Below are 25,631 nucleotides of genomic sequence, written 5' to 3' on the forward strand. Positions count from 1 at the left end.
CGAGCCCCCGCTCCCGACACCATCCGGGAGCCGGGGCTCGGCGCGTCCCAGCCGCGGACCCGGCAGAAGGGGCGTCAGACCGGGTCCGGGCAGTCGAGGACCAGGCACTGCAGCTTGCCGATCACGAGTCGTCTCCGGGGCCCTCGGGGCCAGGGCCGGGGCCGGGGCCGGGGCCGGGGCCGGGGCCGGGGCCGGGGCCGGGCAGGGTGACGGCCCGGAGGTAGGCCTCGGCGAACAGGTCCAGCACGTCCTCCAGCGGTGGCAGTGCGGCGCCGAAGGCGGGCTCCAGCACCGGTCTCATCAGCACGTGGTTGACCAGCGGGCCGAGCAGCAGCTGGACCAGCACCGGGAGCGGCAGCGGCCGCAGCCGGCCCGCCTGGACGTGCGGCAGCAGCAGACTGGCGAGGCCGTCGAACATCCGCGGCAGGTGGGCCGCCATCATCCGGGCGGCGGGGCCGTCCGGGCGGCCGAACAGGTCGGCGAAGACCGCCGGGACGACCCGCGGCTCGTTGTCCCAGGCCGCTGCGAAGGTGTGGTGGATCGCCCGGACGGTGTCCTCCAGGCTCCCCGGCTGGTCCGCGGCGAGCGCTTCCAGGTCCGGCAGCGGGCCGTACTGGAGGAAGACGGCGGCGAACAGGCCGTCCCGCCCCTCGAAGACGGTGTGCAGGCTGGGCAGTGAGCACCCGGCCCGGTCGGCCACGGCGTCCAGGGTCACCCCGGCCAGTCCGCGCTCGGCGACCAGTCGGGCCGCCGCCTCGATCGCCCGCTCGCGCACCGGCGGCCGTCCACCCGGGTCGACGCCGGTGCGCCGGACGGCCTCGTCCAGCGGGGCGCGGGAGCCGCCGAGCCGGCGCAGCAGGGTGCTGCGCGAGATGCCGGCCGCCGAGGCGATCGCCGTCAGTGGGACGTCCGCGACGTCCTGCCCCCGTTCCTTCGCCGCCGCGAGGGCGGCGGCCACCAGATCGTCCATGTGAGACATCGTACTACTTGACACCTGAGACGGTTCCAGAGACGCTCTATAAGCAAGTTCCAAGCACGAGCGGCGAAGGAACGAAGGGGAGAGAGCCATGAGCGTGATCGTCTCCGGGGGCGGACCGGCCGGAATGATGCTGGGCCTGATGCTGGCCCGCGCGGGTGTCGAGGTGACCGTGCTGGAGAAGCACCGCGACTTCCTGCGCGACTTCCGCGGTGACACCGTCCACGCGTCCACCGTGCGGCTGATGGACGAGCTCGGCCTCGGCCGCAAGTTCGCCGCCCTGCCGCAGAGCCGGCTCGGCAACCTGGTCGTGCGGGTGCCCGGCGTCGGCGACGTCACCCTGAGCGCCTACGACCGGCTGCCCGCGCCGTACAACTACATCGCGATGATGCCGCAGTGGGACCTGCTCAACTTCCTGGCCGAGGAGGCCCGGCGGGAACCCACCTTCAGCGTGCGGATGAACACCGAGGCGACCGGGCTGCTCCGCGAGGGCGGCCGGGTGGTCGGGGTCCGCTACCGCACCCGGGACGGCGAGGAGGGCGAGCTGCGCGCCGCGCTCACCGTCGCCGCCGACGGCCGGCACTCCACCCTGCGCAGGGAGGCCGGACTGGTGCCGGAGGAGTACCCGGTGCCCTTCGACGTCTGGTGGTTCCGGCTCCCCCGGCACGCCCACGAGCAGGCCGCCCCGCCCAGCCTGGTCCCCGGCTTCGGCGACGGCGAGCTGGCGCTCAGCATCACCCGCGACCAGTACTTCCAGATCGCCTACTTCAACGCCAAGGGCGCCGACGCCCGGCTGCGGGCCGAGGGCGTCGAGGGCTTCCGCGCCCGGATCGCCGGGATCCTGCCGCAGTACGCCGACCGGGTCGACCAGTTGACGGCCATGGACGACGTCCACCTGCTCGACGTCAAGCTCAACCGGCTCGACCGCTGGTACGTCGACGGCTTACTGCTGATCGGCGACGCCGCCCACGCGATGTCCCCGGCCGGCGGGGTCGGCATCAACCTCGCCATCCAGGACGCCGTCGCCGCCGCCACCCTGCTCGCCGAACCGCTGCGCCGCGGTCGGCCGACCGTCGCCGCCCTGGCCCGGGTGCAGCGGCGCCGCTGGTTTCCGACCGTGGTCATGCAGCGGTTCCAGCGGGTCCTGCACGGCGTGATGTTCACCCCGGTGCTGACCGGCCGCCGCTCCGGGCCGCCTACCGCCCTCGCCACCCTGTCCCGCCGGGTGCCCGCCGTCCGGCTCGGCATCTCCCGGCTGATCGCCCACGGCCCCCGCCCGGAGCACGCCCCGGCCTTCGCCCGGCGTCCGGCGGGCTGAACCGGCGCGGGGCCGCGGTACCACCCGGCACCGCACCGCGCCGCGAAGGCCGGTACCCGGACCGGCCGTTCGGGCGGGTGGTTTCCGGGGAACGACCCCCGGCATGACGATCCCTCACCGCGTGACCGGCACCGGCGACCACCACGTCCTCGTCCTGCACGACTGGTTCGGCACCAGCGCGGGCTGGGGCCCCTTCCTCGACTACCTCGACGGCCGGGCCTTCAGCTACGCCTTCCTCGACTACCGCGGCTACGGCGAACGCAAGGACGTGACCGGCGCGTACACCCTCGCCGAGATCGCCGCCGACGCGCTCGCCCTCGCCGACCAGCTCGGCTGGGACCGCTTCTCCGTGGTCGGCCACTCGATGGGCGGCAAGGCGGCCCAGCAGCTCCTGGCCGAGGCCCCGCCGCGGGTGCGCAAGCTGGTCGGCCTGGCGCCGGTGCCCGCCGGGGCGTACCCGCTGGACGAGGCCGGCGAGGCGCTGTTCTACGGCGCCGCCGGGGACCGGGAGAAGCGGTACGCGATCCTCGACCTGGTCACCGGGCAGCGGGCCGGCCGGATCTGGCTGGACCGGATGGTCGACCAGTCCCTGCGGCTGTCCACCGCCGAGGCCTTCGACGGTTACGTCCGGGACTGGACGACCGCCGACCTGGAGCGCCGGATCAGCGGGAACCCCGTCCCGGTCAAGGTCATCGTCGGCGCCCACGACCTCGCCCTGACCGCCGAGGTGATGCGGGGGACCTGGCTGGAGCACTACCCCAACGCCGAGTTGGAGGAGATCGACGGCAGCGGGCACTACCCGATGTACGAGACGCCGGTGGCACTGGCCTCGTCGCTGGAGGCCTTCCTGCACGACTGACCCGCACCGGGGGCGCCGTGGAGCACCCGCCGTCGTTCCGGTGGGCCCCGGGGGCTCACCGGAACGACGGCGGTCAGACTCCGAGGCCGCGGATGACCAGGTCGACCAGGGCGAAGAAGAACAGCGAGACCCCGACGAAGCTGTTCGTCTGGAAGAACGCCCGATTGAGCTTCGACAGGTCGTTCGGCTTCACGATGGTGTGCTCGTAGACGAAGGCACCCGCGACGACGACCAGGCCGGTCCAGAACGCCGGGCCGGCGTCGGTGATCACCGCGAACCAGCCGAGCAGCAGCGTCGTCAGCAGGTGGCAGACCCGGGCGCCCCAGATGGAGGCCGGCACTCCGAACCGGGCCGGCGGCGAACCGACCCCGTGCTCCCGGTCGGACTCGACGTCCTGGCAGGCGTAGATCAGGTCGAAACCGCCGATCCAGATGCCGACCGCGACGCCGAGGACCACGGCCTCCCAGGACCAGCTGCCGGTCACCGCGAGCCAGGCGCCCACCGGGCCCATCGCCTGGGCCAGGCCCAGGATCGCCTGCGGGAAGTTGGTGAACCGCTTGCCGTACGGGTAGACGACCATCGGCACCACGGCCACCGGCGCGAGGGCCAGGCAGAGCGGGTTGAGCATCGCGGCCGCACCGAGGAACACCACCAGGGCGACCGCCGAGCCGACGTACGCCGTCCTCAACGAGACCGCGCCGGTGACGAGTTCGCGGCCGGCGGTGCGCGGGTTCCGGGCGTCGATCTCGCGGTCGATGATCCGGTTGGCGGCCATCGCGAAGGTGCGCAGGCCGACCATGCAGACGGTGACGACGAACAACTGGCCCCAGTGCACCCGCTTGTCCGCCAGGAACATGGCGGTCAGCGCGGCGATGTAGGCGAAGGGCAGGGCGAAGACCGAGTGCTCGATCATCACCAGGCGCAGGAACGCCCTGGTGCGCCCCGGGGTCTCGACCGCGGCCGTGCTCACAGCCCGTATTCCTTCCAACGACGGGACACCAGCGCGGCGGTCGCCGGGTCCGAGGACACCATCTCCGGCCAGCCGCCGTCCCGGGTGTAGCCCTCCTCGGGCAGCTTGCGGGTGGCGTCGATGCCCGCCTTGCCGCCCCAGAACTGTTGGTAGGAGGCGTGGTCGAGGTGGTCGACCGGGCCTTCGACCACGGTGAGGTCGCGGCTGTAGTCGACGTTCCCGAAGGCCCGCCAGGCGACTTCCTGGTAGTCGTGGACGTCGCAGTCGGAGTCCACCACGATGATCAGCTTGGTGAGCGACATCATGTGGGCGCCCCAGATCGCGTGCATCGTCTTCTGGGCGTGCTTGGGGTACTTCTTGTCGATCGAGACGATCACGCAGTTGTGGAAGCCGCCGGCCTCGGGCAGGTCGTAGTCGACGATGTCCGGGATGATGATCTTCAGCAGCGGCAGGAAGAACCGCTCGGTGAACTTGCCCAGCGGGCCGTCCTCCGTCGGCGGGCGGCCGACCACGATGGACTGCAGGATCGGACGGCGGCGCATCGTCACGCAGTCGATCGTCAGCGCCGGGAACGGCTCCTGCGGGGTGTAGAAGCCGGTGTGGTCGCCGTACGGGCCCTCGGGGAGCATCTCACCGGGTTCCAGCCAGCCCTCCAGGACCACCTCGGCATCGGCCGGGACCTGCAGCGGGACGGTCTTGCAGTCGACCATCCGGACCCGCTCGCCCGCGACGAAGCCGGCGAACAGGTACTCGTCGATGTCGCCGGGCAGCGGCGCGGTGGCCGCGTAGGTGACGGCCGGCGGGCAGCCGAAGGCGATCGCGACCGGGAGGCGCTCGCCGCGCTTGGCCGCGACGGCGTAGTGGTTGCGGCTGTCCTTGTGGATCTGCCAGTGCATCCCGATGGTGCGGCGGTCGTGCCGCTGGAGCCGGTACAGGCCGAGGTTGCGGACGCCGGTGTCCGGGTCCTTGGTGTGGGTCAGGCCCAGGTTGAAGAAGGAGCCGCCGTCCAGCGGCCAGGTGAACAGCGCGGGCAGCTCGTCCAGGTTGACGTCGTCACCGGTGAGCACGACCTCCTGGACGGGGGCGTCGCCGGCCTTCACGTGCCGGGGCGGGACGTGCGCCATCGAGGCGAGCTTGCCGAAGGCGTCCCGGAACCCGGTGAAGCCCTGCGGCAGTTCGGGCTTGAGCAGACCGGCGATCTTCTCCGAGATGTCCTCCGGGCCCTTGAGGCCGAGCGACTTGGCGAGCCGCCGCTCGGTGCCGAAGACGTTCATCGCGAGCGGCATCGACGAGCCCTTGACGTTCTCGAACAGCAGCGCCGGGCCCTTGGCCTTCTGCACCCGATCGACGATCTCGCCGATCTCCAGGTGGGGGTCCACCTCCGCCTTGATGCGCTTGAGGTCGCCCTCGCGGTCGAGGGCCCGGAGAAACGAGCGGAGATCGTCGTATGCCATGCCTGTCAGTATCCGCCACCCGATAGCCTGGCTTGCGTCAAGGGCCCCGGCAGGCGCCCGCCGCCACCGCCCTCGCTGGGGGAGATCACAGCCGTGCTGAGGATTCTTCTGACCATCGTCCTTCCGTTGGCGCTGTGGGTCTGGGCGTTCATCGACTGCCTGGTCACGCCCGAGGGCGAGGTGAAGCACCTGCCGAAGCCGATCTGGCTGATCGTCGTGCTGCTCTTCCCGCCGCTCGGCCCGATCGCCTGGCTGGTGGCCGGCAGGCAGCGCGGCTTCCTGCGGGCCGGCGCGCCGGACGGGCGCCCGGGGCGGCAGGCCGACGACGGCCGGCCGGGGTTCGGCGCCCCGCGCGGCGGGCGGCAGGTGGCGCCGGACGACGATCCGGAGTTCCTGGCCTCGCTGGGGAACGAGTCGCCGGAGGCAGAGTCGGCGGGGAAGTCGCCCGGGAAGGGCGGGTCGTTGCAGAAGGGCGACAAGGACCACGAGGACATGCTCCGGCGATGGGAGGCCGATCTGCGCCGCCGGGAGCAGGAGCTGCGCCGCGGCGACGAGCCCGAGGACGGGCGAAAGAGCTGATCGGAGCGGTTCGGCCGCTCCCCCGGACAGCCCACCCGGGCAACCTCGGGTGGGCTGTGGCCTTTTTGGCGCTTCCCTACGACTGTGAACCCACTGGCACGAATCGGGTCCTTCCCGGCACCGCGATTGAGCGGGGCTTGAGCCGTACCCTAGACGGCCGCCCTACAGTGCTGCGAGACGGTCCTGACCTGCGCTTTTCTTCATGCCCAGATCATCAGACCATCATCTGCCCGACAACTCCCAGTATTCGAACGGACACCGAGCGCACCGCCTTCGAGCCGACCGCTTCTGTACAGGCCTGACAGCTAAACGAACTCGACCTTGTACGGAATCGACGCCGAAACCAGCGCACGGCCCCTCGTACAGTCATAAGTGAAGAAGTTGATTCGCAGCTGGGGGCACAGCAGACGTTGGCTGTCGGACAGTTCCCTCACCCTTGGAGTGGTTCGAGATGACGGTTGTGCATGAGGCGCCGGTCGGCGGCGAGGTCCCCGAGGTCCCGGTCGACGCCAAGGGGCGGGTCGCCGAGCTCCACGAGCTCCGCGAGAAGGTGCGTCGCGGCCCGAGCGAGAAGGCCACGGAGGCCCAGCACGCGAAGGGCAAGCTGACCGCCCGCGAGCGCATCGACCTGCTGCTGGACGAGGGCTCCTTCCGCGAGGTCGAGCCGCTGCGCCGGCACCGCGCCCAGGGCTTCGGCCTGGAGGCCAAGAAGCCGCACACCGACGGCGTGATCGTCGGCTGGGGCACCGTGCACGGGCGCACCGTCTTCACCTACGCGCACGACTTCCGGATCTTCGGCGGCGCGCTGGGCGAGGCCCACGCGCAGAAGATCCACAAGATCATGGACATGGCCATCGCGGCCGGCGCCCCGCTGGTCTCGCTGAACGACGGCGCCGGCGCCCGCATCCAGGAGGGCGTCACCGCCCTGGCCGGCTACGGCGGCATCTTCCAGCGCAACACCAAGGCCTCCGGCGTCATCCCGCAGATCTCGGTGATGCTCGGACCGTGCGCCGGCGGCGCCGCGTACTCCCCCGCGCTGACCGACTTCGTCTTCATGGTCCGCGAGACCTCGCAGATGTTCATCACCGGCCCGGACGTGGTCCAGGCCGTCACCGGCGAGAAGATCAGCCAGAACGGCCTTGGCGGCGCCGACGTGCACGCAGGTGTCTCGGGCGTCTCGCACTTCGTCTACGACGACGAGCAGTCCTGCATCGAGGAGGTCCGCTACCTCCTGTCGCTGCTGCCGCAGAACAACCGCGAGATGCCGCCGTCCGTGGTCAGCGAGGACCCGGTCGAGCGCCGCAACGACAGCCTGCTGGACCTGGTGCCCGCCGACGGCAACCGCCCGTACGACATGCGCAAGGTCATCGAGGAGATCGTCGACCACGGCGAGTACCTGGAGGTCCACGAGCGCTGGGCCACCAACGTGCTGTGCGTGCTGGCGCGGGTCGACGGCCACGTCACCGGCATCATCGCCAACCAGCCGCAGTCGCTGGCCGGCGTGCTGGACATCAACGCCAGCGAGAAGGCCGCGCGCTTCGTCCAGATGTGCGACGCCTTCAACATCCCGCTGGTCACCATGCTGGACGTGCCGGGCTTCCTGCCCGGCGTCGACCAGGAGCACGGCGGCATCATCCGGCACGGCGCCAAGCTGCTGTACGCGTACTGCAACGCCACCGTGCCGCGCATCTCGCTGATCCTGCGCAAGGCCTACGGCGGCGCCTACATCGTGATGGACTCCCGCTCCATCGGTGCGGACCTGTCCTACGCCTGGCCCACCAACGAGATCGCGGTGATGGGTGCCGAGGGCGCCGCCAACGTCATCTTCCGCCGCGAGATCAACGGCGCCGAGGACCCGGACGCCATGCGCGCCCAGAAGATCAAGGAATACAAGAACGAGCTGATGCACCCGTACTACGCGGCCGAGCGCGGCCTCGTGGACGACGTCATCGACCCGGCCGAAACCCGCCAGGTGATCGCCTCCGCCCTGGCGATGCTCCGTACCAAGCACGCCGACCTGCCCAGCCGCAAGCACGGCAACCCGCCGATGTAGCGGTGCGGTTCGCCACAGCGGACCGCACCGGGCAGCACCAGGCACCACCAGCGCCACCACACACCACAGCAACCGGGGGAGAAACCAGGACATGACCGCTTCCGCCGAACCCCTCGTCCGCATCGTCCGCGGCAGCCTCTCCGACGAGGAACTCGCCGCCCTCACCGCCGTTCTGGCGGCTCGCGCCGCCGTCGCGCAGCAGGCCGCCGCCACCGCACAGATCGAGCCGATCGCCAGCTGGCAGCGCCTGGAGCGCCGCCCGGCGTACTACTCGCCGGTCAGCTGGCAGCAGGCCGCCTGACGGCTCCGGGCCACCGGGCCCGAGAGACAGGCCCCGACGGCCGGTCACCCCTTCCGGGTGACCGGCCGTCGGGCTGCCCGGGGGCCCGGCGGGGCGTTCCCGGCCATTCCCGGAGCGTTCCCGGAGCGTTCCCGGGGGCTGGCAGCCGCCGTTCGTGGCCGACCGGCCGGGCCCGGAGCGGCTCGGTAGGATACCTACCGGACGGTTTCACGCCCGTCGCCCCGTCGGCCCCTTAGGATCGACGGCTGCCGAGGTAGAGAACTTCCCAGGGAGGCTGCGATGGCCAGGCAGGCCCGCGCGCTGGCGACCCGCCAGGCGGTACTCCTCGCGGCGGCCGAGGTGTTCGACGAGCGGGGCTACGCCGCCGCCACGATGTCCGAGATCCTGGACCGGGCCGGCGTCACCAAGGGCGCGCTGTACTTCCACTTCCACTCCAAGGAGGAGCTGGCGCTCGCCGTGATCGAGGGCCAGGGCGCCTGGATCGCCTCCTGGGAGCCCTCCTCGGACAGCCCGGTGCAGACCCTGATCGACCTCGGGTACGCGTTCGCCCGCGCGCTCCAGGAGGACCCGCTGGTGCGCGGCAGCATCCGGCTGACGATCGAGCACGGCAGCTTCACCCAGCCGCAGATCGCCGCCTACCAGGGCTGGATGGACCTCGTCCGGGCGCTGCTGGAGCGCGCCCGGGAGGCCGGGGACCTCCACCCGGGGGTCGACCTGGCCGCTGCCTCCGGGGTGATCACCGGTGCGGTGACCGGGATCCAGCTGAGCTCCCAGGTGCTGGCCGAGCGGCGGGACCTGATCCAGCGGATGGCCGACCTCTGGACGCTGATCCTCCCGGGGCTGGTCCAGCCGCACGCGCTCGCCCGGCTGAGCGTCGCCGAGCGCGGCTGAGCGTCGCCGAGCGGGGCTGAGCGTCGCCGAGCGGGGCTGAGCCCCTCCCCCCCCCCGGAGTTCAGACCCGGTAGCCGACGCAGTCCGCCGGCCGCACCAGGGCCGGCAGCGCGGCCGTCCAGAGCCGCCGGACGGCCTCCGGCGCCGGTCGGCCGGGCTCCTCGGCGGCCAGCAGCACCTGGCCGGCCGCCGCCGCGGTGAGCAGTTCGGCGCAGGCCCGCCGGTCCGCCCCCGGGCGCAGTTCGCCGGCCTGCTCGGCACGGTCCAGCAGGCGGTGGACGACCGCGGCGAGGCTGCGCCAGGCGGTGTCCGGCCCGCCGGGGCCGCCGTCCGGGCGCGGGCCCTGGCGGCCGAGCCGGACGCCGGCCCGCACCACCACGTCCTCGCGCAGCAGCCGGGCCAGCTCGTACGAGAAGTCGATCAGCCCCTGGACGGCCCGGCCCTCGGAGCGCAGGACGCGCAGGGCCGCCGAGCCGATCTCCCGCCCGGCGGCGGCCCGCACCCCGTCGGCCAGGGCCTGCTTGGAGACGAAGTGGAAGTACAGCGCGCCCTTGCTCACCCCGGCCCGGCGACTGATGTCCACCAGGCTCGCGGCCTCGAATCCGACCCCCGCGAAGGTGTCCGCGGCGGCGAGCAACACGGCCTGCCTGGTTCGCCCCGCGCGTTCCTGCTTGACCACTGACCCCTCCGGACTCCGCCGGACGCGCTCCCCGCCCCACCCGGCCGTTGTCGGCGCGCCCTCGATCGGAGACGGCGCCTCGCATGCGGACGACACCGGCCGAAACCGCATGGTTGGTATCTAATCTAGCGCCTGTGTCGACCCCGCCGTCCAGCGGGGACCTCCCCCCGCCCAAGGTCTGCCCTCCCCGTTTCGGGCATCACCGCAGACCAGGGGCCAGGTAGCGTGGTCGGCCCGGGTCTTTGCGGCGGGGACACCCCGGTCGCCGAAGACAAACCGGGTGGTATGTATGTTTTGCTGGGGCGTCCGTAGCGGACGCTCGACCGACACCCTGGAGCTGGGGCCAGTCATGCCATTGATCGTAGAGCCGGACTCGCTCGGCCCGTACGCCCACCCCGGCCCCCGTTCCGGCCCCCGCCCCGGCTACGACTTCCACGACCGGACCGTCTCCCGGCACCTGGTGCACCGCGCCGCCGTCTCCGAGGTCTTCCTCACCGGCTGGCAGGCCACCGGCCCGTACGACTTCCTGCTCGGCGCCCAGTGGCCCCGGCTGCACGGCTTCTACCGGCTGCCCGGGGACCGCTACCACGACCCGGTGCTGATGGCCGAGACCGTCCGGCAGGCCGGGCTGCTGATCGGCCACGCCGGCTTCGGGGTGCCGCGCGACCACCACTTCGTCATGGAGGACCTCGGCTACGCGCTCGGCGAGGCCGGCCTGCCGGGCCTCGCCGTCACCGCCGGCCCGGCCGCGCTGATGCTCACCGTCGGCTGCCAGGACGTCCGGATGCGGCACGGCCGACTGGCCTCGCTGCGGGTGCACGCCGAGATCACCCGGGACGGCCTGCGGATCGGCCACGGCTCCGGCCAGCTGCGGGTGATCACCCCCGCCTCGTACCAGCGGCTGCGCGGCCCCGGCCGGTACGCCGTCGCCCCGCCGCTGCCGCCGGAACCCGCCGCGCCCGAACTCGTCGGCCGGGCGCAGCCCGCGGACGTGGTGCTCAGCCCGACCCTGCGCCCGGACACCTGGCTGCTGCGCGCCGACGCCGGACACCCGGTGCTGTTCGACCACGAGCTGGACCACGTGCCCGGGATGCTGGTGCTGGAGGCGGCCCGCCAGGCCGCCCAGCGGCTGCACCACCCCGAGCCGGTCGCGCCGGTCGAGCTGGTGACCTCCTTCGACCGCTACATCGAGCTGGACCGGCCCTGCTACGTGCGGGCCGTCCGGGAGCGGACACCGGACGGCCGCCGCAGCCCCGTCCTGGTCCGACTGCTCCAGGACGGGCGGACGGCGGCCGAGTGCCGGCTGCTCGCCGAGCCGGTGGACGGTCCGCGGGTGCCGGTCCGACGGGACGCCTTCGAGGGCCGCCCCGCCGTGCCCGGACTGCTGCCGCTGGCGGGCTGAGCCCCGCGCGTCCGCGTCAGGCGGCCACCAGGGTGGCCGGTCGCCCGGCGTGCATCACGCTGAGGTTGGCCGCCAGCCGGACCGGGTCCTGGGCCAGCCAGAGCCGCAGCGCCGCGCCCAGCGCCGCACTGGCCGACTCGATCCGGACGTCGGTGATCTGGGCGATCCGGGCCGCGCCGGGCGCCAGCAGGTCGGCCAGCGCGGTCGGCAGCCAGACCGTCAGCGCGCACGGCGCCGGCGTCCCGAGGGCGCCCAGCAGCCGGTAGGCGTCCCCCGGCGCGCTGAGCGTGGGGATGATGTCCAGCAGAGCGTCGGCCACCACTTCGGACACGTCGCTCCGGTGCCCCTGGGCGAGCCGACGGAGCAGCAGCTGCTCGGCGGCGGTGATTCGGACGGTCAGCATGACCTCTTCGCACTCCATTGCGCGATTTCCTCCTCGTTCCTCCCCGTACCGGCACGGACGGCCGGCACGCACTACCCCTGTTGCACCCGGGAGACAGGCCCCGCCCGACCTTCTGCGGAAAGTCGGGCCGACGGGTGGGTGCCCCCGGTCAGATCCCCGCGTACGAGTGCTTGCCGGTGACGAAGATGTTCACGCCGTAGTAGTTGAAGAGCCAGCAGGCGAAGGCGGCCAGCGCCAGGTAGGCGGCCTTGCGCCCCTTCCAGCCGGCCGTCGCGCGGGCGTGCAGGTAGCAGGCGTAGGCGACCCAGGTGATGAACGACCAGGTCTCCTTCGGGTCCCACTCCCAGTACTTGCCCCAGGCGGACTCGGCCCAGATCGCGCCCGCGATGATGGTGAACGTCCACAGCGGGAAGACCAGGGCGTTGATCCGGTACGACAGCTTGTCGAAGGTGGCCGCGGCGGGCAGCCGGCGCCAGATCGAGGCCGAGGTGCCCAGCGGACCGGTGGTCAGGCCGGCCGCCGTGCGCTTGTCGAAGGAGTCCTTGCCCAGGTACAGCAGCGTGGCGATGAACGCCGCGTAGAAGGCGCCGCCGCAGAAGATCGCGGTGGAGACGTGGATCGCCAGCCAGTACGAGTGCAGCGCCGGGACGAGCTGCTCGGAGTCGGTGTACAGCACCTGGGTGGCGATGCCGAGCGTCAGCAGCACCGCGACGGTGACCGGCAGGCCGAGCCAGCGCACGTTCTTCCGCGCGGCCAGCAGGACCACGTACGCGGCCGTCATCGCGAAGGCGAAGGCGCAGGAGAACTCGTACATGTTGCCCCACGGCCAGCGGGACACCGAGAGGCCGCGGGCGATGATGCCGCCGCCGTGCAGCAGCAGCGCCAGGACGGTGAGCGAGATCGCGATGCGGCCGGCCAGGTCGGCCTTCTCGCTCGTGCCGGCCGCGCCCGGGCCGTCCACGTCCTCGTCGCCGCGGCCGCCGGTGACCACCGTCGCGCCCTCGCCCGCCAGGACGGTGCGGGTGAGCGTGGTGGTGCCGCCCTTCGCCCCGGCCACGGTGACGGTGACCTTCTTGGCGGCCTTGGGCTCCGCGGCGGCGACGGTCTCGGCCAGGTTGCCCGACTGCTCCTTGGAGCGGACGGCGACCGCACCCTTGCTGCCGAACGTCCACTCGAACATGTGGGCGAACATGGCGATCGTGTAGACCGCCATCGCCGAATAGATCAGCTTGTTGGAGAGGTCGGCCAGCTGTGGGTCGACTCCCGAGGCGAGGTGCACCGTCTACTCCTTGGAGTTCTGGTCGGCATGGGCTGTGGGGTCTTCTGCTGCGGGATCGTCGGCGGCGGGGTCTTCGGGTACGGGCTCCCCCTCCGCCGTCGGCGGAGGCGCCGGGGAGGACTCCCCGTCCGTCTCGTCCGTCTCGTCCGTCTCGTCCTCCTCCGACGCCGGGGCGTCGTCCTGGAGGTCCACCGCGAGTTCGGCCAGCTCCTCGGCGATCTTCGCCGACTCGCTGCGGGCCAGGCCGGCCAGCTCCACCTGGGTGCCGCCGCCCGGCAGGGCCACCGCCCGCACCCAGATCCGGCGGCGCTGGATGAACAGCGAGCCGATCAGGCCGAGGATCGCCAGGACGGCGCCGGTGAGCGCGATCTCGTTGCCGGGGCGGTGCGAGACGTTGAAGCTCGCCCACTGCTTGTAGCCCTCGAAGGTGACGCTGCCGTAGCCGTCCGGGAGGTCCCAGGCCTGGCCCGGCTTGAGCAGGGCCTTGGCCGGCTGGTCGTCCTGCTTCAGCTGGGTGAGCTTGGCGGTGTTCAGCTGGTAGATGTTCTGCGGCAGGCCGGAGTCGGTGCCGAGGTCGCCGGAGAAGGCATTAAGCACCAATTCGGGGGCGGCGTCGCCGGGGAACAGCGAGATCGGGCCGGTGCCGGCGAAGCTCAGCGGGGCGGTCGGCAGGAAGAAGCCGGAGAAGCCCAGCTGGGTCTTGTTGCCGTCCGGGCCGACGCCGTAGTCGGAGACCTTCACCACGCCGGTCGAGGTCAGGTTGGCGTCCTGCGGCAGGAACGGCACGACGTCGTGGTAGACCACGTCGCCCTTGCCGTTCTTCACGGTGATGACCGGGGCGTAGCCGTGGCCGATCAGGAAGACCTTGCTGCCGCCGATCTCCAGCGGGTGGTTGACCTCGATCGTGCCCTTCTTCAGCTTCGAGTCGTCGCTGCCCTCGTAGTACTCCACGTTCGCGGTGAACTGCCGGGCGGCGCCCATCTGGTCACCGGTGTTCTGGAACTTGGAGGTGAAGTCGTCGAGCTTCAGGTAGAAGGGGTCCAGGTCCTGGTTGCCGTAGAACCGGGTACCGGTGAAGTCGTCGAGCTGGGTGATGGTGTTGGAGTAGCCCTGGCCCTCGACCATCAGCTTGCCGCCGGTGCCGGAGGCCAGGCTGGCCCAGGCGAAGCCGCCGAGCAGCGCGAACAGCGACAGGTGGAACAGCAGGTTGCCGACCTCGCGCAGGTACCCCTTCTCGCCGGCCACCGAGTCGCCGGCCAGGTTGGCCCGGAAGCCGCGCTTGCGCAGCAGCCGGTGGGCGGCGGCGTTCACCTGCTCCGGGTCCGCCCCGGTGCGCCAGGCCGCGTACACCGGCATCCGGGTCAGGTTGCGCGGCGCGGCCGGCGGCTGGGATCGCAGCACGCCGACGAACTGCCAGGTGCGCGGGATGATGCAGCCGGCCAGCGAGACGAACAGCAGGATGTAGATCGCGGAGAACCAGACCGAGCTGTAGACGTCGAACAGCTGGAGCTTCTCGTAGATCGGCGCGACCGCGGTGTGCTGCGCCTTCCAGGTCTGCACCTTGAACTGGTTCTGGCCGTTCTGCGGGATCAGCGAGCCCGGGATGGCGGCCAGCGACAGCAGGAACAGCAGGATCAGCGCGACCCGCATCGAGGTCAGCTGACGCCACATCCAACGGGCCCAGCCGAGCACCCCTATGCCGGTCGGTCCGTCGGACTCGACCGGCGCGGTGCTGAGCCGTTCGGCGGCGGTGTCGTCCGGCGCCGGGGGCAGCTCGGTATCGGTCGTGGTCTTGCTCACGGTCAGATTCCGATCTGGGAGTCGGCGGTCCAGGACTGCAGTTCGCTCATCCAGGAATCCCAGATCCCGGTGACGAGCAGCAGACCGACCGCGACGAGCATGCCGCCACCGATCCGCATCACGAGCGGGTAGTGCCGCTTCACCCACCCGAAGGCACCCAGCGCCCGGCGGAAGGCCAGCGCGGCCACGATGAACGGTACGCCGAGGCCCAGGCAGTAGAAGGTCATCAACAGGGCCCCGCGTGCCGCGTCCGCCTGGTTCAGGGACAGGGTCTGGACGGCGGCGAGGGTCGGGCCGATGCAGGGCGTCCAGCCGATGCCGAACACCATGCCCAGCAGCGGCGCGCCGAGCAGGCCGACGGCCGGTCGACGGTGCGAGCGCACCTCGCGCATGCTCAGGCCGGGCACGAGGCCCATGAAGGCCAGGCCCATCACCACGGTGAGGGCGCCGAGCACGATCGAGATGACCCGCTTGTGCTCCTGCAGGGTGTTGCCGAACTGGCCGAACAGCGCCCCGCCGGAGACGAAGACCACGGTGAAGCCGAGGATGAACAGTGTCGCCCCGAGCAGCATCCGGCCGCGCCTGGCGCCGCGGGCGTCCGCGAGGTCGGCGGCGGAGAAGCCCGTCACGTACGAGAGGTAGCCGGGCACCAGGGGCAGCACGCAGGGCGAGAAGAAGGACACCAGCCCGGCCGCCAGCGCGACCGGCGCGGCGGCGAGCAGCGCTCCGCTCTGGACCGTGGTGAAGGTGTCGGCCAGCGGGAGTGCGGCGGGTTGCAGTGGCCCACTCACTGCTGCTGCTCCGCGACCACCGGCTGGACGATCGACTCCAGCGCCTCCTGGGTCGTCCCGCCGACGGCGCGGGCGGCCAGCTTGCCGTCGCGGTCGACGACCAGGGTGGTCGGGATGGACTGCGGGTTGAGGCTGTTCCTGGGGAACTTGAGCAGCTGGGTGCCGGCCGGGTCGAAGATACTCGGGAAGGAGACGCCCTGCTCCTGCTCGAAGCGGACGGCGTTGGTCTTGTCGGTGTCCCGGGTGTTGATGCCGAGGAACTGGACGCCCTTGTCCTTGTACTCGTCCGCGACGGCCTGGAGGTTCTTCGCCTCGGCCCGGCACGGCCCGCACCAGGAGCCCCAGACGTTCAGCACCACGACCTTGCCGCGGTAGTCGGAGAGCTTGACCTGGTTGCCCTCCAGGGTCTCCCCGGTGATGTCCGGCGCGTCCCCGCGCTTGCCGGCGTCCGCCTTCGCCAGGTTGGTCCCCTTGACGGTGACGAAACCGACCTGTCCTTCGCCGCTGCCGGACGAGCCCGAGGAGGAACAGCCGGTGAGGACGAGCGCAGCTGCGGCGACTGTGGCGGCGGCTGCGGCGACACGGGGACGGGGGCGCGTCATGGCAGACATGTGAAAAGTTTCGCATGGAGTTCCGAGCGGGTTCGCCGGGGTCCTACCTTGCGCGCCACACCCCGTCTGACCTGCGAAGACTTCGGGCCAACCGGCACTCGCCAGGTGACCCGAAGTCATACTTACGCACCGCTTACGGGCGTCAGGCGCCGAAGCTCCTACCGACCGGCTTGTCGCCCTTGCGGCCCTTGCCGACCAGGTGCGCGGGCAGCAGGTCGCGGGCCGGCTCGCGGTATCCGACCGAGACGATCTTGTCGCCCTCGAAGGTGAAACTGGTCAGCGAGGCCAGCGAGCACTGCCGGTTGCGCGGGTCGTGCCAGAGCCGGCGGCGCTCCACGAAGGAGCGCAGGATCCAGATCGGCAGCTGGTGGCTGACGCAGACCGCCTCGTGCCCGCGGGCGGCGTCCCGGGCGGCGCCGAGCGCGCCCATCATCCGCACCACCTGGTCGAGGTACGGCTCGCCCCAGGACGGCTTGAACGGGTTGGTGAGGTACTTCCAGTAGCCCGGGTTGCGCAGCGAACCGTCGCCGACGCCGAAGGTCTTGCCCTCGAAGACGTTCTCCGCCTCGATCAGCCGCTCGTCCGCCGCGACGTCCAGGCCGTGGGCCTTGGCGATCGGCGCGGCGGTCTCCTGGGCCCGCTCCAGCGGGGAGGCCACCACGTGGGTGACGTCCCGCCCGGCGAGGTCCTCGGCGACCCGGTCGGCCATCTGCCGGCCCAGCTCGGACAGGTGGTAGTCCGGCAGCCGCCCGTACAGCACGCCCTCCGGGTTGTGCACCTCACCGTGGCGCATCACGTGGACGACGGTGATCTCTTTCGCGCTCACTTCTCGACTACTCCTGAATTCAGGCCGTTGCGGCGGCAGCGGCGCGGGCGGCGGCCGGGAGGGCCGCGGCGACCCGCTCGATCGCCCGGGCGTCGTGGGTCGCCGAGACGAACCAGGACTCGAAGGCGGACGGCGGCAGGTAGACGCCCTCGGCCAGCATCGCGTGGAAGAAGGCGGTGAAACGGTACGCCTCCTGGGTCCTGGCCTCGTCGTAGTTGGTGACGGCGGCGTCGGTGAAGAACACCGAGAACATGTTCCCGGCGGTCTGCAGCCGGTGCGCCACGCCCTCCTTGGCGAGCGCCTCGGAGACCAGGCCGGAGATCTCGGCGGAGACCCGGTCCACCGTCGCGTACACCTCGTCGGTGCAGCCGCGCAGCTGGGCCAGGCCGGCCGCGGTGGCGACCGGGTTCCCGGACAGCGTGCCGGCCTGGTAGACCGGGCCGGCCGGGGCCAGGTGGGCCATCACGTCGGCACGCCCGCCGAAGGCCGCGGCCGGGAAGCCTCCGCCCATGACCTTGCCGAAGGTCAGCAGGTCCGGCGCCCAGCCCTCGTTCGCCGCCTCCAGGCCGTACCAGCCGGCCTTGGAGACGCGGAAGCCGGTCATCACCTCGTCGGAGATGAACAGCGCGCCGTTGTCCCGGCAGAGCCGGGCCAGGCCGGCGTTGAAGCCGGGCAGCGGCGGGACGACGCCCATGTTGCCGGGCGAGGCCTCGGTGATCACGCAGGCGATCTCGCCGGGGTGGGCGGCGAAGGCCCGCTCGACGGCGGCCAGGTCGTTGTACGGCAGCACGATGGTGTCGCCGGCCTGGGCACCGGTGACGCCCGGGGTGTCGGGCAGGCCGAAGGTGGCGACGCCGGAACCGGCGGCGGCCAGCAGCGCGTCCACGTGACCGTGGTAGCAGCCGGCGAACTTGACCACCTTCGCCCGGCCGGTGAAGCCGCGGGCGAGCCGGATCGCGGACATGGTGGCCTCGGTGCCGGAGGAGACCAGGCGGACCTGCTCGACCGGGGCGACCCGGGCGACGATCTCCTCGGCCAGCTCGACCTCGCCCTCGCCGGGCGTGCCGAAGGACGTACCGCGGGAGACCGCCTGCTGGACGGCGTCGATCACGGCGGGGTTCGCGTGGCCGAGGATCATCGGCCCCCACGAGCACACCAGGTCGACGTATTCACGGCCGTCGGCGTCGGTGAGGTAGGGGCCGGCGCCGGACACCATGAAGCGGGGCGTGCCGCCGACCGCGCGGAAGGCGCGCACCGGGGAGTTGACGCCGCCGGGCGTGACCACGGAGGCGCGATCGAACAGCGACTGGGACTGGGGGGCTTCGTAGGGGTAGCTCACGGGAGACATGGTCTCAAATCGTGTCCTTGAGCTCTGCATGTCCGGCCCGATCATCTGGAACGATGATCCGGGCACCGTTGTCTGTACGGTTGTCCATGACGGTCGTCCGTGGCGGTGGTCCACGGGCGGGGCCGCTGGTTGTTCCGTAACGCGGACCAGTCAGACTGTGTGCACAGAGTGCGCGAGCGCTCCGGTTGTGTACAGGGGTGTGGAGAGGACTGCCGCGTACCGCGGATGGGTACGGCGGCGCATGACGGGTAAGGAGCACGTCCGGCGGGACGCCGGGCGTGCGGGGGTCTGTCGATTCCGGCGAATTCCGGTGAGGATGGTCCGAGTGTCCGAGGCGCAGGACGGCTTCGACGAGGCCGCGGGTGGCCCCCGCAAGCCCGCCGAAACCGCACGCGGGGGTACGGGAGCGGGTACGGGTCGTGGTCGCCGCGGCGGCGAGAGGCGGGGTGAGGGACGCGTGGGGGTGACGTACAAGTACTTCGGCGCACCCGACCGCGCGACCGCCGCCAGAGTCCCCACCGCCCTCGGCCCGGGCGGGCTCGGCCTGGACGCCGGTGAACTCGGCGCGCTGGGGCGGCTCGGCGACCTGATGGAGACCAGCGGCTCCCCCACCGGCCACCTCTCCACCAAGATCAAGCCGGAGACCATGAGTGCCATGGTCCTCACCGGCATCCAGGGCGTCCCGCTGCACCAGGTGCCACCGCTGGAACTCGTGGTGCTGCACCCCGACTACGCCGTCGTCCAACTCCCGCACAACGTGGTCGAACCGCTCCGCAAGGCGGACGAGACCGAGCTCGGCGCCGCTGCCTTCATCTGGTCCACCGTGCCGGACCGGCGCGGGCCCCGCGACGCCTTCGTGATCTACAGCATGCTGCACGAGTGGCAGGACTTCGCCAACCGGCTGCACGACGCCGGGCACCAGCTGTACTGCCTGGTCTGGCCCTGATGCCTCCGCACCCGACCCGGTGAACGCGGCCAGGAGCGGGGCGAGTTGACGTTTCCTCGGATCCTGACGACGGGGCGGAGCACCGGGCGAGACCGGGCCCCCGGGGCGCGGTCGCTCAGCCGCGGGCGCGACGGGCGCGACGTACGGCCCGTTCGCTCTCGACCGGCTCCGCCAGGTGCCCGTCGACCAGTCGGGTCAGGGCCGACACGAAGACCTGCCGCTCCGGCTGCGGCAGCGCCTCCAGCAGCTCCCGGTGGACCCGGTCGGCGATCGCGGTGCCCTGCTCGACGGCGCGCTCGCCCGCCTCGGTGACCGAGATGATCCGGGCCCGGCGGTCGGTGGCGGACGGGCGGCGCTCGGCCAGGCCCGCCTTCTCCAGTTCGTCGACGGTGGCCACCATGGTGGTCTTGTCCAGGTCCGCCAGCTCGGCCAGCTGGATCTGGGTGCGCTCGGCCTCCCGCGCGTGGAACAGCACGGAGTACGCGCGGGGGGTGATCCCGAGCTCGGTGAAGGCGGCCGCCATCCGGGTCGCCAGCACGTGGCTCGCGTGGTCCAGCAGACCGGAGATGTCGCGGATCTGGCGCACGGGCGGGGTCGTCGTCATACGTCCGAGATTAGCAACGGCCCGTCTGCTGCCGGATGATCCCGTAGCCAACCAACACCGGGGTTACGGGATACCCAACTCGAACAGCGCATAGCCCGCGTACCAGCCCGCCGCGATCACCGGCATCGCGAACAGCCCGATCAGCGAAGAGGTCCGCAGCCGGCGCAGCACCACAGCCAGGCCGATGAACAGCGGGAAGGCCGGCAGCAGGTAGCGCGAGATGTTGCCGAAGATCTGGTTGCTGCTCAGCGCGGTGAACAGGGTCAGCGCGGTGTAGACCCACAGCACCAGCGGCGGGCGGGCGCGCGCGAGCAGCACCAGCAGGCCGGGCAGGGCGATCAGCAGGGCGATGGCGATCAGGTCCGGCACCGGATTGGACTGCCAGAAGTCCCAGTGGCCGGTGATCACGTCCATCACGGTGCGCACGGTGGAGGCGCCGAAGTCGAAGTAGCGGTTCCAGGCGCCGCGCTGGAGCTTGAAGTAGCCGCCCCAGTCGCCCATCCGCCAGCCCACCCAGGCGACGTAGCCGAGCAGGCCCCACGGGGTGATCAGCATCGCGGTCAGCGGGCGGGCCACCCCGTCGGTGCGGCGGACCAGCGCGACCAGTGCGGCGATCGACACCGCGGCGATCAGCGCGGCGGCGGTCGGCCGGTTCAGGCCGGCGACCAGGGCGATCAGTCCGGCCGCGACCCAGCGGCGGGTCATCACGCAGTAGCAGGCCCAGGCGGACAGCGCGACGAACAGCGAGTCCGAGTAGACCGCCCACTCCACGCCCGATCCCGGGAACAGGCCCCAGATCACCGCGGCGATCACACCGGCCCGGAAGCCGGCGAGCCGCTCGGCGATCGCGAAGATCCCGGCCGCCGCGACCAGCGAGGCCAGCACCGAGACCACGATCCCGGAGCCGTACGGGCCCAGCCCGGTGACGGTGCCGACCAGCCGCATCAGCCAGGGGTAGAGCGGGAAGAAGGCGGCGGAGTTCTCGTAGTAGGTGGCCAGCGGGAAGCCGTGCAGCGGAATCAGCTGCGGGTCGTAGCCGTTCTCGGCGATCCGCTGGTACCAGACGCCGTCCCAGGTTCCCAGCACGTCCCACGAGTGGGCGCCGCCGCCCCGTCCGACCTGCTTCTTCAGGTAGTCGCCGGTGTGCTCCAGCAGCAGCAGGAAGACCGTCAGGCCGATCGCCTTGACCACCGCGTACGCGCCGACCGCGGGCGCGAAGCGGTCCACCAGCGTCATGAGGCGGCCGGGCGTACGGCCCGCCCGCTCCTCGGGCCGCTCCCCCGCCGCGGCGACCGGCTCGGCGCTGGGCGGTGCCGTGCCGGACGGTTCCGTGCTGGACGACTCGGTGCTCGATGCCGTGCTCATCTGCTCTGGGTACTCCCCGCCCCGCTCGTGGTGCGCGCGGCTCCGGCGCCAACGACGTTCCCGAGAGCCTACGGCACGCCCCCGAACGCCTGGCCGCCCACGCCCGCCCCGGAACCCGTGGCGCCCGGCGGGTGGGGCCGTCGCCGGCCGGGTGGGCGCGGCGACGGCCGTAGGGTCGTCAGCTGTGCAGGTAGACGATGCCGAGCTTGGTGAGCTGCCAGAGCTGGGCGGGGGCGCCGGTGTCGGTGGCGAGTTCGACGTAGGGGTTGCCCTTGGCGTCGAGGGTGGCGCCGGCCGCCAGGACCTTGGTGGGGTCGGCCGAGTCGGCGATCTTGTAGTTGCCGTCGCCGGCCGGCTTGAAGACCCAGTGCTGGTTGGCGCCGCCGTTGCAGCCCCACTGCTGGATCCGGGTGCCGGGGGCGGTGGCGGCCGCGTCGGCGTCCAGACACATGCCGCGGTTGCCGCTGAAGTCCAGCTCGTAGCTGCCGCCGGCCTTGGCCTCCAGGACGAAGGACTGGTTCAGCCCGCCGGTCGCCGGGTAGCTGATCGCGGCCCGGCCGTTGGTGGAGTCGCCGTAGCTGCCCCCGCCGGTGACGTCGAGGGCGTTGCCGGTGGCCGCGTTGGTGAGCTGGTACCAGGAGCCGTCCTCGGGGGTGTCGCCGAAGGGCTTCCCGGGGGTGAGCGGCTGGATCGAGGTGGTGTTCTGCTGGTTGAGCGTGCAGTACGCCTCCTGCTGGTCGGCCTTGGTGAAGAACTGGCCGAGGCAGACGCCCTCACCGCGGTAGCCGGCCACCCGCAGGTGGTACGACTGGCGGACCATGTTCATGCACAGCCCGGGGATGCCGATCTGCGAGTCGCAGCCGTTGCGGGCCCACTCCGAGAGGTTGATGACATCGCCGTTGCTGTACTCGTACGGCGAGGTCGTCCACTCCGCGCACACCTCGTGCCCGAAGGCGACCCTGCGCTGGTCCAGGTACCGTACGCCGGGCACCTGTTCGGCCGCGCCGCGGAGCGCGTCGCTGAACGTCGGCACCACCCAGTTGTGGCCCCAGGCGAGGTCCTCGGGGAAGGCCGGACAGCCGTCGGCGATCTTGCCGAGGTAGTCGTTGCGCCGGATGTCCGGGGTGATCGGGTTGAAGTACGACTGGTAGACCAGCTGGTACGAGGAGTCGGCGTAGCCGGCCCTGCGCATGGTCTGCCGGATGTTCTGCAGCGCGGCGACGACCTTGGGCTGGACGGCCCGGGCCCGGCGGCGGATCTCGTCGCTGCCGATGGTGTCCCGGCAGCCCTGGTCCTTGGGGATCGGGAAGTACTGCGCGAGGCAGTGCATCATGATGCCGCTGAAGTCGAAGTCGTCGTTGGCGCCGATCGTGACGACGACCATCTTGACGTCGTACCTGGCCGCCGTGTCGGCGAGTTTGACGTCCTGTTTGGGCTCGCCGTAGTCCCCGCTGCCGCCGCCGGTGATCTTGGCCAGCTCGGGGTCGCTGACCAGGTCGCCGGTCTGGGCGCCGGAGCAGGCGAGGTCGATCGGGGTGACCCCGGGGATGTCGGTGGTGAAGATCTCCGACTTGGGGTGGCGGTGGCAGTAGTTGGTCGGGCTGTCGGTCTCCGGGAAGTAGCCGTCGTTGGTGTCGGTGCCGGCGCCCTCCCCGGAGATGGCGCTGTCGCCGAGGGCGACGATCGCGGCCGGGCGGGTGGCGGCCGGGTCCGGCGCCGGCGCGCTGTCGGCGAGGGCGGCGGGGGCGCCGGCCAGGCCGAGGGTGGCGATGAGGACGCCGGCGGCGAGCAGGGCGGCGGAGCGGGACGAGCCCGTTCGCACCGGCCGCGCCGCGGACGTGCGGAACCTGATCACACGCGACTCCTTGCGGGGGCGGGGGAACCGTCCGGCCGGGGGTGCCGAGCGGTGCGGAGCAGGAGAGGTGCCAAAAGGTGAGCAGGTCTCACATTCTAGGTACTGACAAGTAGTGCAACAAGGCCCGTGACATCACCGGGAACTGACACGACCGCAGCCGTACGGGAACGGAAAAGAGCCGCCGTTCCGCGCCCCAGGAGGGAAGCGCGGAACGGCGGCTCTCACCGGCCGAACCGGTCGTGGGTTCAGCCCAGGTTGGCGCAGTGGTTGCCGAACGACGGGTTCAGCAGGCCCACGATGTCGATGGTGTTGCCGCACAGGTTGACCGGGATGTGGACCGGAACCTGGACCTGGTTACCGGAGATGACACCGGGGGAACCCGCGGCGACACCCTCGGCGCCGGAGCTGGCCATGGCGGTGCCGGCGCCGGCGGCCACGATGCCCACCACGGCCGCGCCGACGGCGGCGGTCTTCTTGATGCTCATGCGAGCCTCCTGACTGTTCATACAGAGATGCACGGGGAGTGCGACATCTAGAACGACACCCGTCCGGACCGGTTGCGACGGCGCCCGCACTGTCACCCGTCTGGCCCAATGCACCCTCCGCCCGGCATTCGGGTGATCACCGGACCGGACCGTTTCCCCGCGCGCGCTGCCTCGTTCTCCCTGACGAAGACGGATCCACCCGGCCCTGCTCAATGAAACGAGTACCGCCCATGCGCAGCTCGCCCACGGCCTCGACGGCACCGAGGCCCCCGGCAAGTCGGTCGACATGGCGGGCCCCCCAGAACCCGGCGTTCGGCGACACCGCCTGAACGCCTGACCGGGAATTCCTGGTCGCACCTCCGTCGAACCGTTCCCGGCCGTGCGGGAAGTGTTCGCGGGGCGCTGGAAGAAACGCGGCGGCTGCGTCGACGCCCGAGCCATGGGCGGAACACGCCGGTGTGCGCCGCCGGAGTGACAATCACGGCAATCCAAGAAGCCTTCGGGTGAGTATTCCTGCTCGCCCGTTTCCCGACACTCACCTTCCGTCGGGCAGAAATCGGAGGAAGAACCATGCGCAACCTCAAGAAGGCCGCTGCCCTCTCCCTGGCCGCCACCGGCCTGGTGCTCGGTGCCGCCGGCGGCGCGTTCGCCAGCTCGGGCGCCCAGGGCGTGGCCGCCGGCTCCCCCGGCGTGCTCTCCGGCAACCAGATCCAGATCCCGGTGCACGTCCCGGTCAACGTCTGCGGCAACAGCATCGGCCTCATCAGCATCCTGAACCCGGCGTTCGGCAACTCCTGCCTCAACGCCGGCTGAACCGCTGTCGCCGACCCGGCGACAGCTGATTCACCGAGCCCGTTCCGCGCCCCGCAGCGCCGGGGCGCGGAACGCTCCACCCGTGTGTGATCGAGGAGATCAACCCCCATGCAGAACGTGAAGAAGGCCGCCGTCCTCTCCGCCGCCGCCGCCGGCCTGATCCTGGGCGCGGCCGGCTCCGCCGCCGCCAGCTCCGGCGCCGAGGGCGTCGCCGCCGGCTCCCCCGGCGTCGCCTCCGGCAACCAGATCCAGATCCCGGTGCACATCCCGATCAACCTGTGCGGCAACTCCATCGACGTGATCGGTGCGCTGAACCCGGCCTTCGGCAACAGCTGCGCCAACGTGGACGTGCACCCGCAGCCCGCGGACGACTGCTGATCCCCGATCGGCACGCGTTTCGGCCGTACTGCCCCCCGACCAGCCGGCCGGGGGGCAGTTCGGCATCCCCGGGCGGGACGTCCGGGACCCCAGGGCCGGCCCCCGGGTTCCATCGGGCCGCGCCCCACTCCACCGAAGGGTGATCCGCATGGTTTCGAAGAAGGGCGGGGCCGGGCTGGCCGCCGCCGTGGGCGCCGTGGTGCTGCTCGGTGCCGGTCCGGCGCAGGCCGCCAGCACCGGCTCGGGCCCGGAGCCCGTGGCCGGACCGGCCACGCTGGCCAAGACCGACGTCGGGCAGGCGCTGAACGGGACGACCTCCGGCCTCGGCTACGGCATCGCGCCGATCAAGAGCCTGCGCCTGGACCCGTGGGCCAACTCCTCGGCCGACGTGCTCAACAACGGCGCGACCGTCCAGCCGGACCAGGGCCTGGCCCCGGTGGGCACCGGGACGCTGACCGGGCCGCTGAGCGCGGGTGGCGGCGTCAAGGACCTCCCGGTGGTCGGCGGGCTGTCCGGCGTCCTGCCCGGCTGAGGACGCGCCCGCGGACGCGGGTGGTATCAGGGACCCTCGATACCAAACGGGGCGCCCGAACGCCACCCTGCCACCGCGGGTCAGGGGGTGATTTCCACGTCGTCAGCCGCCAC

At 71.8% G+C, this 25,631-nt stretch carries 26 protein-coding genes; 11 read left to right on the forward strand and 15 right to left on the reverse strand.

All coding sequences use genetic code 11. The annotated features are described in order from the left end of the window. Window positions 1–121 precede the first annotated feature (121 nt). Window positions 122–970: a TetR/AcrR family transcriptional regulator gene (locus ACZ7BZ_RS13540; RefSeq protein WP_470358442.1), complete on the reverse strand. Its 849-nt coding sequence runs from the start codon at window positions 968–970 to the stop codon at window positions 122–124. 97 nt (window positions 971–1,067) lie between these two features. Here ACZ7BZ_RS13540 and ACZ7BZ_RS13545 point away from each other — a divergent pair, with 97 nt between their 5' ends. Both ACZ7BZ_RS13545 and ACZ7BZ_RS13550 read left to right on the forward strand, forming a co-directional pair. Then, the gene (locus tag ACZ7BZ_RS13545; protein WP_470358443.1) at window positions 1,068–2,294 is read left to right on the forward strand and encodes an FAD-dependent oxidoreductase; all 1,227 of its coding nucleotides are present in this window, start codon (window positions 1,068–1,070) and stop codon (window positions 2,292–2,294) included. 103 nt (window positions 2,295–2,397) lie between these two features. Beyond that, complete coding sequence (locus ACZ7BZ_RS13550; RefSeq protein WP_470358444.1) at window positions 2,398–3,153, forward strand: alpha/beta fold hydrolase; 756 nt, start codon at window positions 2,398–2,400, stop codon at window positions 3,151–3,153. 73 nt (window positions 3,154–3,226) lie between these two features. Here ACZ7BZ_RS13550 and mqnP read toward each other — a convergent pair whose 3' ends face one another. Together mqnP and ACZ7BZ_RS13560 are read right to left on the reverse strand one after the other, a co-directional pair. After that, window positions 3,227–4,132: a menaquinone biosynthesis prenyltransferase MqnP gene (gene mqnP, locus ACZ7BZ_RS13555; protein ID WP_470358469.1), complete on the reverse strand. Its 906-nt coding sequence runs from the start codon at window positions 4,130–4,132 to the stop codon at window positions 3,227–3,229. Then, window positions 4,120–5,577 carry a menaquinone biosynthesis decarboxylase gene (locus tag ACZ7BZ_RS13560; RefSeq protein WP_470358445.1) on the reverse strand — a complete coding sequence of 486 codons (1,458 nt, stop codon included), beginning with the start codon at window positions 5,575–5,577 and terminating at the stop codon, window positions 4,120–4,122. The genes mqnP and ACZ7BZ_RS13560 overlap by 13 nt, the downstream gene beginning before the upstream one ends. A 93-nt stretch (window positions 5,578–5,670) precedes the next feature. On the opposite strand from ACZ7BZ_RS13560, the gene ACZ7BZ_RS13565 reads away from it, so the two are divergent. From ACZ7BZ_RS13565 to ACZ7BZ_RS13580, 4 genes are all read left to right on the forward strand, one after another. Beyond that, window positions 5,671–6,156 carry a PLD nuclease N-terminal domain-containing protein gene (locus ACZ7BZ_RS13565; protein ID WP_470358446.1) on the forward strand — a complete coding sequence of 162 codons (486 nt, stop codon included), beginning with the start codon at window positions 5,671–5,673 and terminating at the stop codon, window positions 6,154–6,156. A gap of 451 nt (window positions 6,157–6,607) precedes the next feature. Further along, on the forward strand, window positions 6,608–8,209 hold the full coding sequence (locus ACZ7BZ_RS13570; RefSeq protein WP_470358447.1) for an acyl-CoA carboxylase subunit beta: 1,602 nt from the start codon (window positions 6,608–6,610) through the stop codon (window positions 8,207–8,209). A 91-nt stretch (window positions 8,210–8,300) separates the two neighbouring features. Then, the gene (locus ACZ7BZ_RS13575; RefSeq protein WP_470358448.1) at window positions 8,301–8,510 is read left to right on the forward strand and encodes an acyl-CoA carboxylase epsilon subunit; all 210 of its coding nucleotides are present in this window, start codon (window positions 8,301–8,303) and stop codon (window positions 8,508–8,510) included. Window positions 8,511–8,789: 279 nt separating this feature from the next. Then, a complete protein-coding gene (locus tag ACZ7BZ_RS13580) occupies window positions 8,790–9,401 on the forward strand; it encodes a ScbR family autoregulator-binding transcription factor (RefSeq protein WP_380462929.1) in 612 nt (203 codons plus the stop codon). A 61-nt stretch (window positions 9,402–9,462) separates the two neighbouring features. On the opposite strand, the gene ACZ7BZ_RS13585 is transcribed toward ACZ7BZ_RS13580, so the two are convergent. Beyond that, complete coding sequence (locus ACZ7BZ_RS13585) at window positions 9,463–10,080, reverse strand: ScbR family autoregulator-binding transcription factor (protein WP_470358449.1); 618 nt, start codon at window positions 10,078–10,080, stop codon at window positions 9,463–9,465. A gap of 349 nt (window positions 10,081–10,429) precedes the next feature. Between ACZ7BZ_RS13585 and ACZ7BZ_RS13590 the strand changes: the two genes are divergently transcribed. Continuing rightward, the gene (locus ACZ7BZ_RS13590; protein ID WP_470358450.1) at window positions 10,430–11,482 is read left to right on the forward strand and encodes a ScbA/BarX family gamma-butyrolactone biosynthesis protein; all 1,053 of its coding nucleotides are present in this window, start codon (window positions 10,430–10,432) and stop codon (window positions 11,480–11,482) included. Window positions 11,483–11,498: 16 nt separating this feature from the next. Here the strand turns inward: ACZ7BZ_RS13590 and ACZ7BZ_RS13595 are convergent, their stop codons facing one another. The 7 genes from ACZ7BZ_RS13595 to hemL all read right to left on the reverse strand — a co-directional run bounded on the left by ACZ7BZ_RS13595 (window position 11,499) and on the right by hemL (window position 18,540). Beyond that, window positions 11,499–11,885: a hypothetical protein gene (locus tag ACZ7BZ_RS13595; RefSeq protein ID WP_380462925.1), complete on the reverse strand. Its 387-nt coding sequence runs from the start codon at window positions 11,883–11,885 to the stop codon at window positions 11,499–11,501. Between the two features lie 148 nt (window positions 11,886–12,033). Then, on the reverse strand, window positions 12,034–13,164 hold the full coding sequence (ccsB, locus tag ACZ7BZ_RS13600; protein ID WP_470358451.1) for a c-type cytochrome biogenesis protein CcsB: 1,131 nt from the start codon (window positions 13,162–13,164) through the stop codon (window positions 12,034–12,036). A gap of 3 nt (window positions 13,165–13,167) precedes the next feature. Continuing rightward, window positions 13,168–14,964 (reverse strand): cytochrome c biogenesis protein ResB, encoded by a 1,797-nt coding sequence (resB, locus tag ACZ7BZ_RS13605; protein ID WP_470358452.1) that lies wholly within the window; start codon window positions 14,962–14,964, stop codon window positions 13,168–13,170. A 2-nt stretch (window positions 14,965–14,966) separates the two neighbouring features. Next, entirely contained in the window at window positions 14,967–15,755 is a 789-nt protein-coding gene (locus ACZ7BZ_RS13610; protein WP_465739425.1) for a cytochrome c biogenesis CcdA family protein, read from the reverse strand. Continuing rightward, on the reverse strand, window positions 15,752–16,366 hold the full coding sequence (locus ACZ7BZ_RS13615; RefSeq protein ID WP_380462917.1) for a TlpA family protein disulfide reductase: 615 nt from the start codon (window positions 16,364–16,366) through the stop codon (window positions 15,752–15,754). The genes ACZ7BZ_RS13610 and ACZ7BZ_RS13615 overlap by 4 nt, the downstream gene beginning before the upstream one ends. Before the next feature lie 142 nt (window positions 16,367–16,508). Continuing rightward, window positions 16,509–17,159 carry a histidine phosphatase family protein gene (locus ACZ7BZ_RS13620; RefSeq protein WP_465740013.1) on the reverse strand — a complete coding sequence of 217 codons (651 nt, stop codon included), beginning with the start codon at window positions 17,157–17,159 and terminating at the stop codon, window positions 16,509–16,511. Between the two features lie 52 nt (window positions 17,160–17,211). Continuing rightward, complete coding sequence (gene hemL, locus ACZ7BZ_RS13625) at window positions 17,212–18,540, reverse strand: glutamate-1-semialdehyde 2,1-aminomutase (RefSeq protein WP_470358453.1); 1,329 nt, start codon at window positions 18,538–18,540, stop codon at window positions 17,212–17,214. Window positions 18,541–19,003: 463 nt separating this feature from the next. On the opposite strand from hemL, the gene ACZ7BZ_RS13630 reads away from it, so the two are divergent. Beyond that, window positions 19,004–19,486, forward strand: coding sequence for a hypothetical protein (locus ACZ7BZ_RS13630; protein ID WP_350507657.1), 483 nt, complete (start codon window positions 19,004–19,006; stop codon window positions 19,484–19,486). A 115-nt stretch (window positions 19,487–19,601) separates the two neighbouring features. Here ACZ7BZ_RS13630 and ACZ7BZ_RS13635 read toward each other — a convergent pair whose 3' ends face one another. The 4 genes from ACZ7BZ_RS13635 to ACZ7BZ_RS13650 all read right to left on the reverse strand — a co-directional run bounded on the left by ACZ7BZ_RS13635 (window position 19,602) and on the right by ACZ7BZ_RS13650 (window position 23,795). Next, window positions 19,602–20,090 carry a MarR family winged helix-turn-helix transcriptional regulator gene (locus tag ACZ7BZ_RS13635; protein ID WP_470358454.1) on the reverse strand — a complete coding sequence of 163 codons (489 nt, stop codon included), beginning with the start codon at window positions 20,088–20,090 and terminating at the stop codon, window positions 19,602–19,604. Between the two features lie 63 nt (window positions 20,091–20,153). After that, window positions 20,154–21,455, reverse strand: coding sequence for a glycosyltransferase family 39 protein (locus ACZ7BZ_RS13640; protein ID WP_470358455.1), 1,302 nt, complete (start codon window positions 21,453–21,455; stop codon window positions 20,154–20,156). A 178-nt stretch (window positions 21,456–21,633) separates the two neighbouring features. Next, the gene (locus ACZ7BZ_RS13645; protein ID WP_470358456.1) at window positions 21,634–23,310 is read right to left on the reverse strand and encodes an RICIN domain-containing protein; all 1,677 of its coding nucleotides are present in this window, start codon (window positions 23,308–23,310) and stop codon (window positions 21,634–21,636) included. A gap of 245 nt (window positions 23,311–23,555) precedes the next feature. Further along, a complete protein-coding gene (locus ACZ7BZ_RS13650; protein ID WP_380464126.1) occupies window positions 23,556–23,795 on the reverse strand; it encodes a chaplin in 240 nt (79 codons plus the stop codon). A gap of 570 nt (window positions 23,796–24,365) precedes the next feature. On the opposite strand from ACZ7BZ_RS13650, the gene ACZ7BZ_RS13655 reads away from it, so the two are divergent. The 3 genes from ACZ7BZ_RS13655 to ACZ7BZ_RS13665 all read left to right on the forward strand — a co-directional run bounded on the left by ACZ7BZ_RS13655 (window position 24,366) and on the right by ACZ7BZ_RS13665 (window position 25,518). Then, window positions 24,366–24,608 (forward strand): chaplin, encoded by a 243-nt coding sequence (locus tag ACZ7BZ_RS13655; protein ID WP_380464124.1) that lies wholly within the window; start codon window positions 24,366–24,368, stop codon window positions 24,606–24,608. 108 nt (window positions 24,609–24,716) lie between these two features. Next, entirely contained in the window at window positions 24,717–24,986 is a 270-nt protein-coding gene (locus tag ACZ7BZ_RS13660; RefSeq protein WP_380464122.1) for a chaplin, read from the forward strand. A 148-nt stretch (window positions 24,987–25,134) separates the two neighbouring features. Further along, window positions 25,135–25,518, forward strand: a complete 384-nt coding sequence (locus ACZ7BZ_RS13665; protein ID WP_470358457.1) for a hypothetical protein — start codon at window positions 25,135–25,137, stop codon at window positions 25,516–25,518. Window positions 25,519–25,631 lie beyond the last annotated feature (113 nt).

The organism is Kitasatospora sp. NPDC036934, from assembly GCF_055608425.1.

Excerpts from the sequence above, each read along its gene's own strand:
- ACZ7BZ_RS13545 (WP_470358443.1), top strand. The coding sequence starts at position 1,068 with ATGAGCGTGATCGTCTCCGGGGGCGGACCGGCCGGAATGATGCTGGGC.
- ACZ7BZ_RS13615 (WP_380462917.1), bottom strand. The coding sequence starts at position 16,366 with ATGTCTGCCATGACGCGCCCCCGTCCCCGTGTCGCCGCAGCCGCCGCC.
- ACZ7BZ_RS13590 (WP_470358450.1), top strand. The coding sequence starts at position 10,430 with ATGCCATTGATCGTAGAGCCGGACTCGCTCGGCCCGTACGCCCACCCC.
- ACZ7BZ_RS13655 (WP_380464124.1), top strand. The coding sequence starts at position 24,366 with ATGCGCAACCTCAAGAAGGCCGCTGCCCTCTCCCTGGCCGCCACCGGC.
- ACZ7BZ_RS13660 (WP_380464122.1), top strand. The coding sequence starts at position 24,717 with ATGCAGAACGTGAAGAAGGCCGCCGTCCTCTCCGCCGCCGCCGCCGGC.
- ACZ7BZ_RS13595 (WP_380462925.1), bottom strand. The coding sequence starts at position 11,885 with ATGCTGACCGTCCGAATCACCGCCGCCGAGCAGCTGCTGCTCCGTCGG.
- ACZ7BZ_RS13620 (WP_465740013.1), bottom strand. The coding sequence starts at position 17,159 with ATGCGCCACGGTGAGGTGCACAACCCGGAGGGCGTGCTGTACGGGCGG.
- ACZ7BZ_RS13550 (WP_470358444.1), top strand. The coding sequence starts at position 2,398 with ATGACGATCCCTCACCGCGTGACCGGCACCGGCGACCACCACGTCCTC.
- ACZ7BZ_RS13650 (WP_380464126.1), bottom strand. The coding sequence starts at position 23,795 with ATGAGCATCAAGAAGACCGCCGCCGTCGGCGCGGCCGTGGTGGGCATC.
- ACZ7BZ_RS13570 (WP_470358447.1), top strand. The coding sequence starts at position 6,608 with ATGACGGTTGTGCATGAGGCGCCGGTCGGCGGCGAGGTCCCCGAGGTC.
- ACZ7BZ_RS13635 (WP_470358454.1), bottom strand. The coding sequence starts at position 20,090 with ATGACGACGACCCCGCCCGTGCGCCAGATCCGCGACATCTCCGGTCTG.
- ACZ7BZ_RS13665 (WP_470358457.1), top strand. The coding sequence starts at position 25,135 with ATGGTTTCGAAGAAGGGCGGGGCCGGGCTGGCCGCCGCCGTGGGCGCC.
- ACZ7BZ_RS13560 (WP_470358445.1), bottom strand. The coding sequence starts at position 5,577 with ATGGCATACGACGATCTCCGCTCGTTTCTCCGGGCCCTCGACCGCGAG.
- hemL (WP_470358453.1), bottom strand. The coding sequence starts at position 18,540 with ATGTCTCCCGTGAGCTACCCCTACGAAGCCCCCCAGTCCCAGTCGCTG.
- ACZ7BZ_RS13580 (WP_380462929.1), top strand. The coding sequence starts at position 8,790 with ATGGCCAGGCAGGCCCGCGCGCTGGCGACCCGCCAGGCGGTACTCCTC.
- ACZ7BZ_RS13540 (WP_470358442.1), bottom strand. The coding sequence starts at position 970 with ATGGACGATCTGGTGGCCGCCGCCCTCGCGGCGGCGAAGGAACGGGGG.
- ACZ7BZ_RS13640 (WP_470358455.1), bottom strand. The coding sequence starts at position 21,455 with ATGAGCACGGCATCGAGCACCGAGTCGTCCAGCACGGAACCGTCCGGC.
- ACZ7BZ_RS13575 (WP_470358448.1), top strand. The coding sequence starts at position 8,301 with ATGACCGCTTCCGCCGAACCCCTCGTCCGCATCGTCCGCGGCAGCCTC.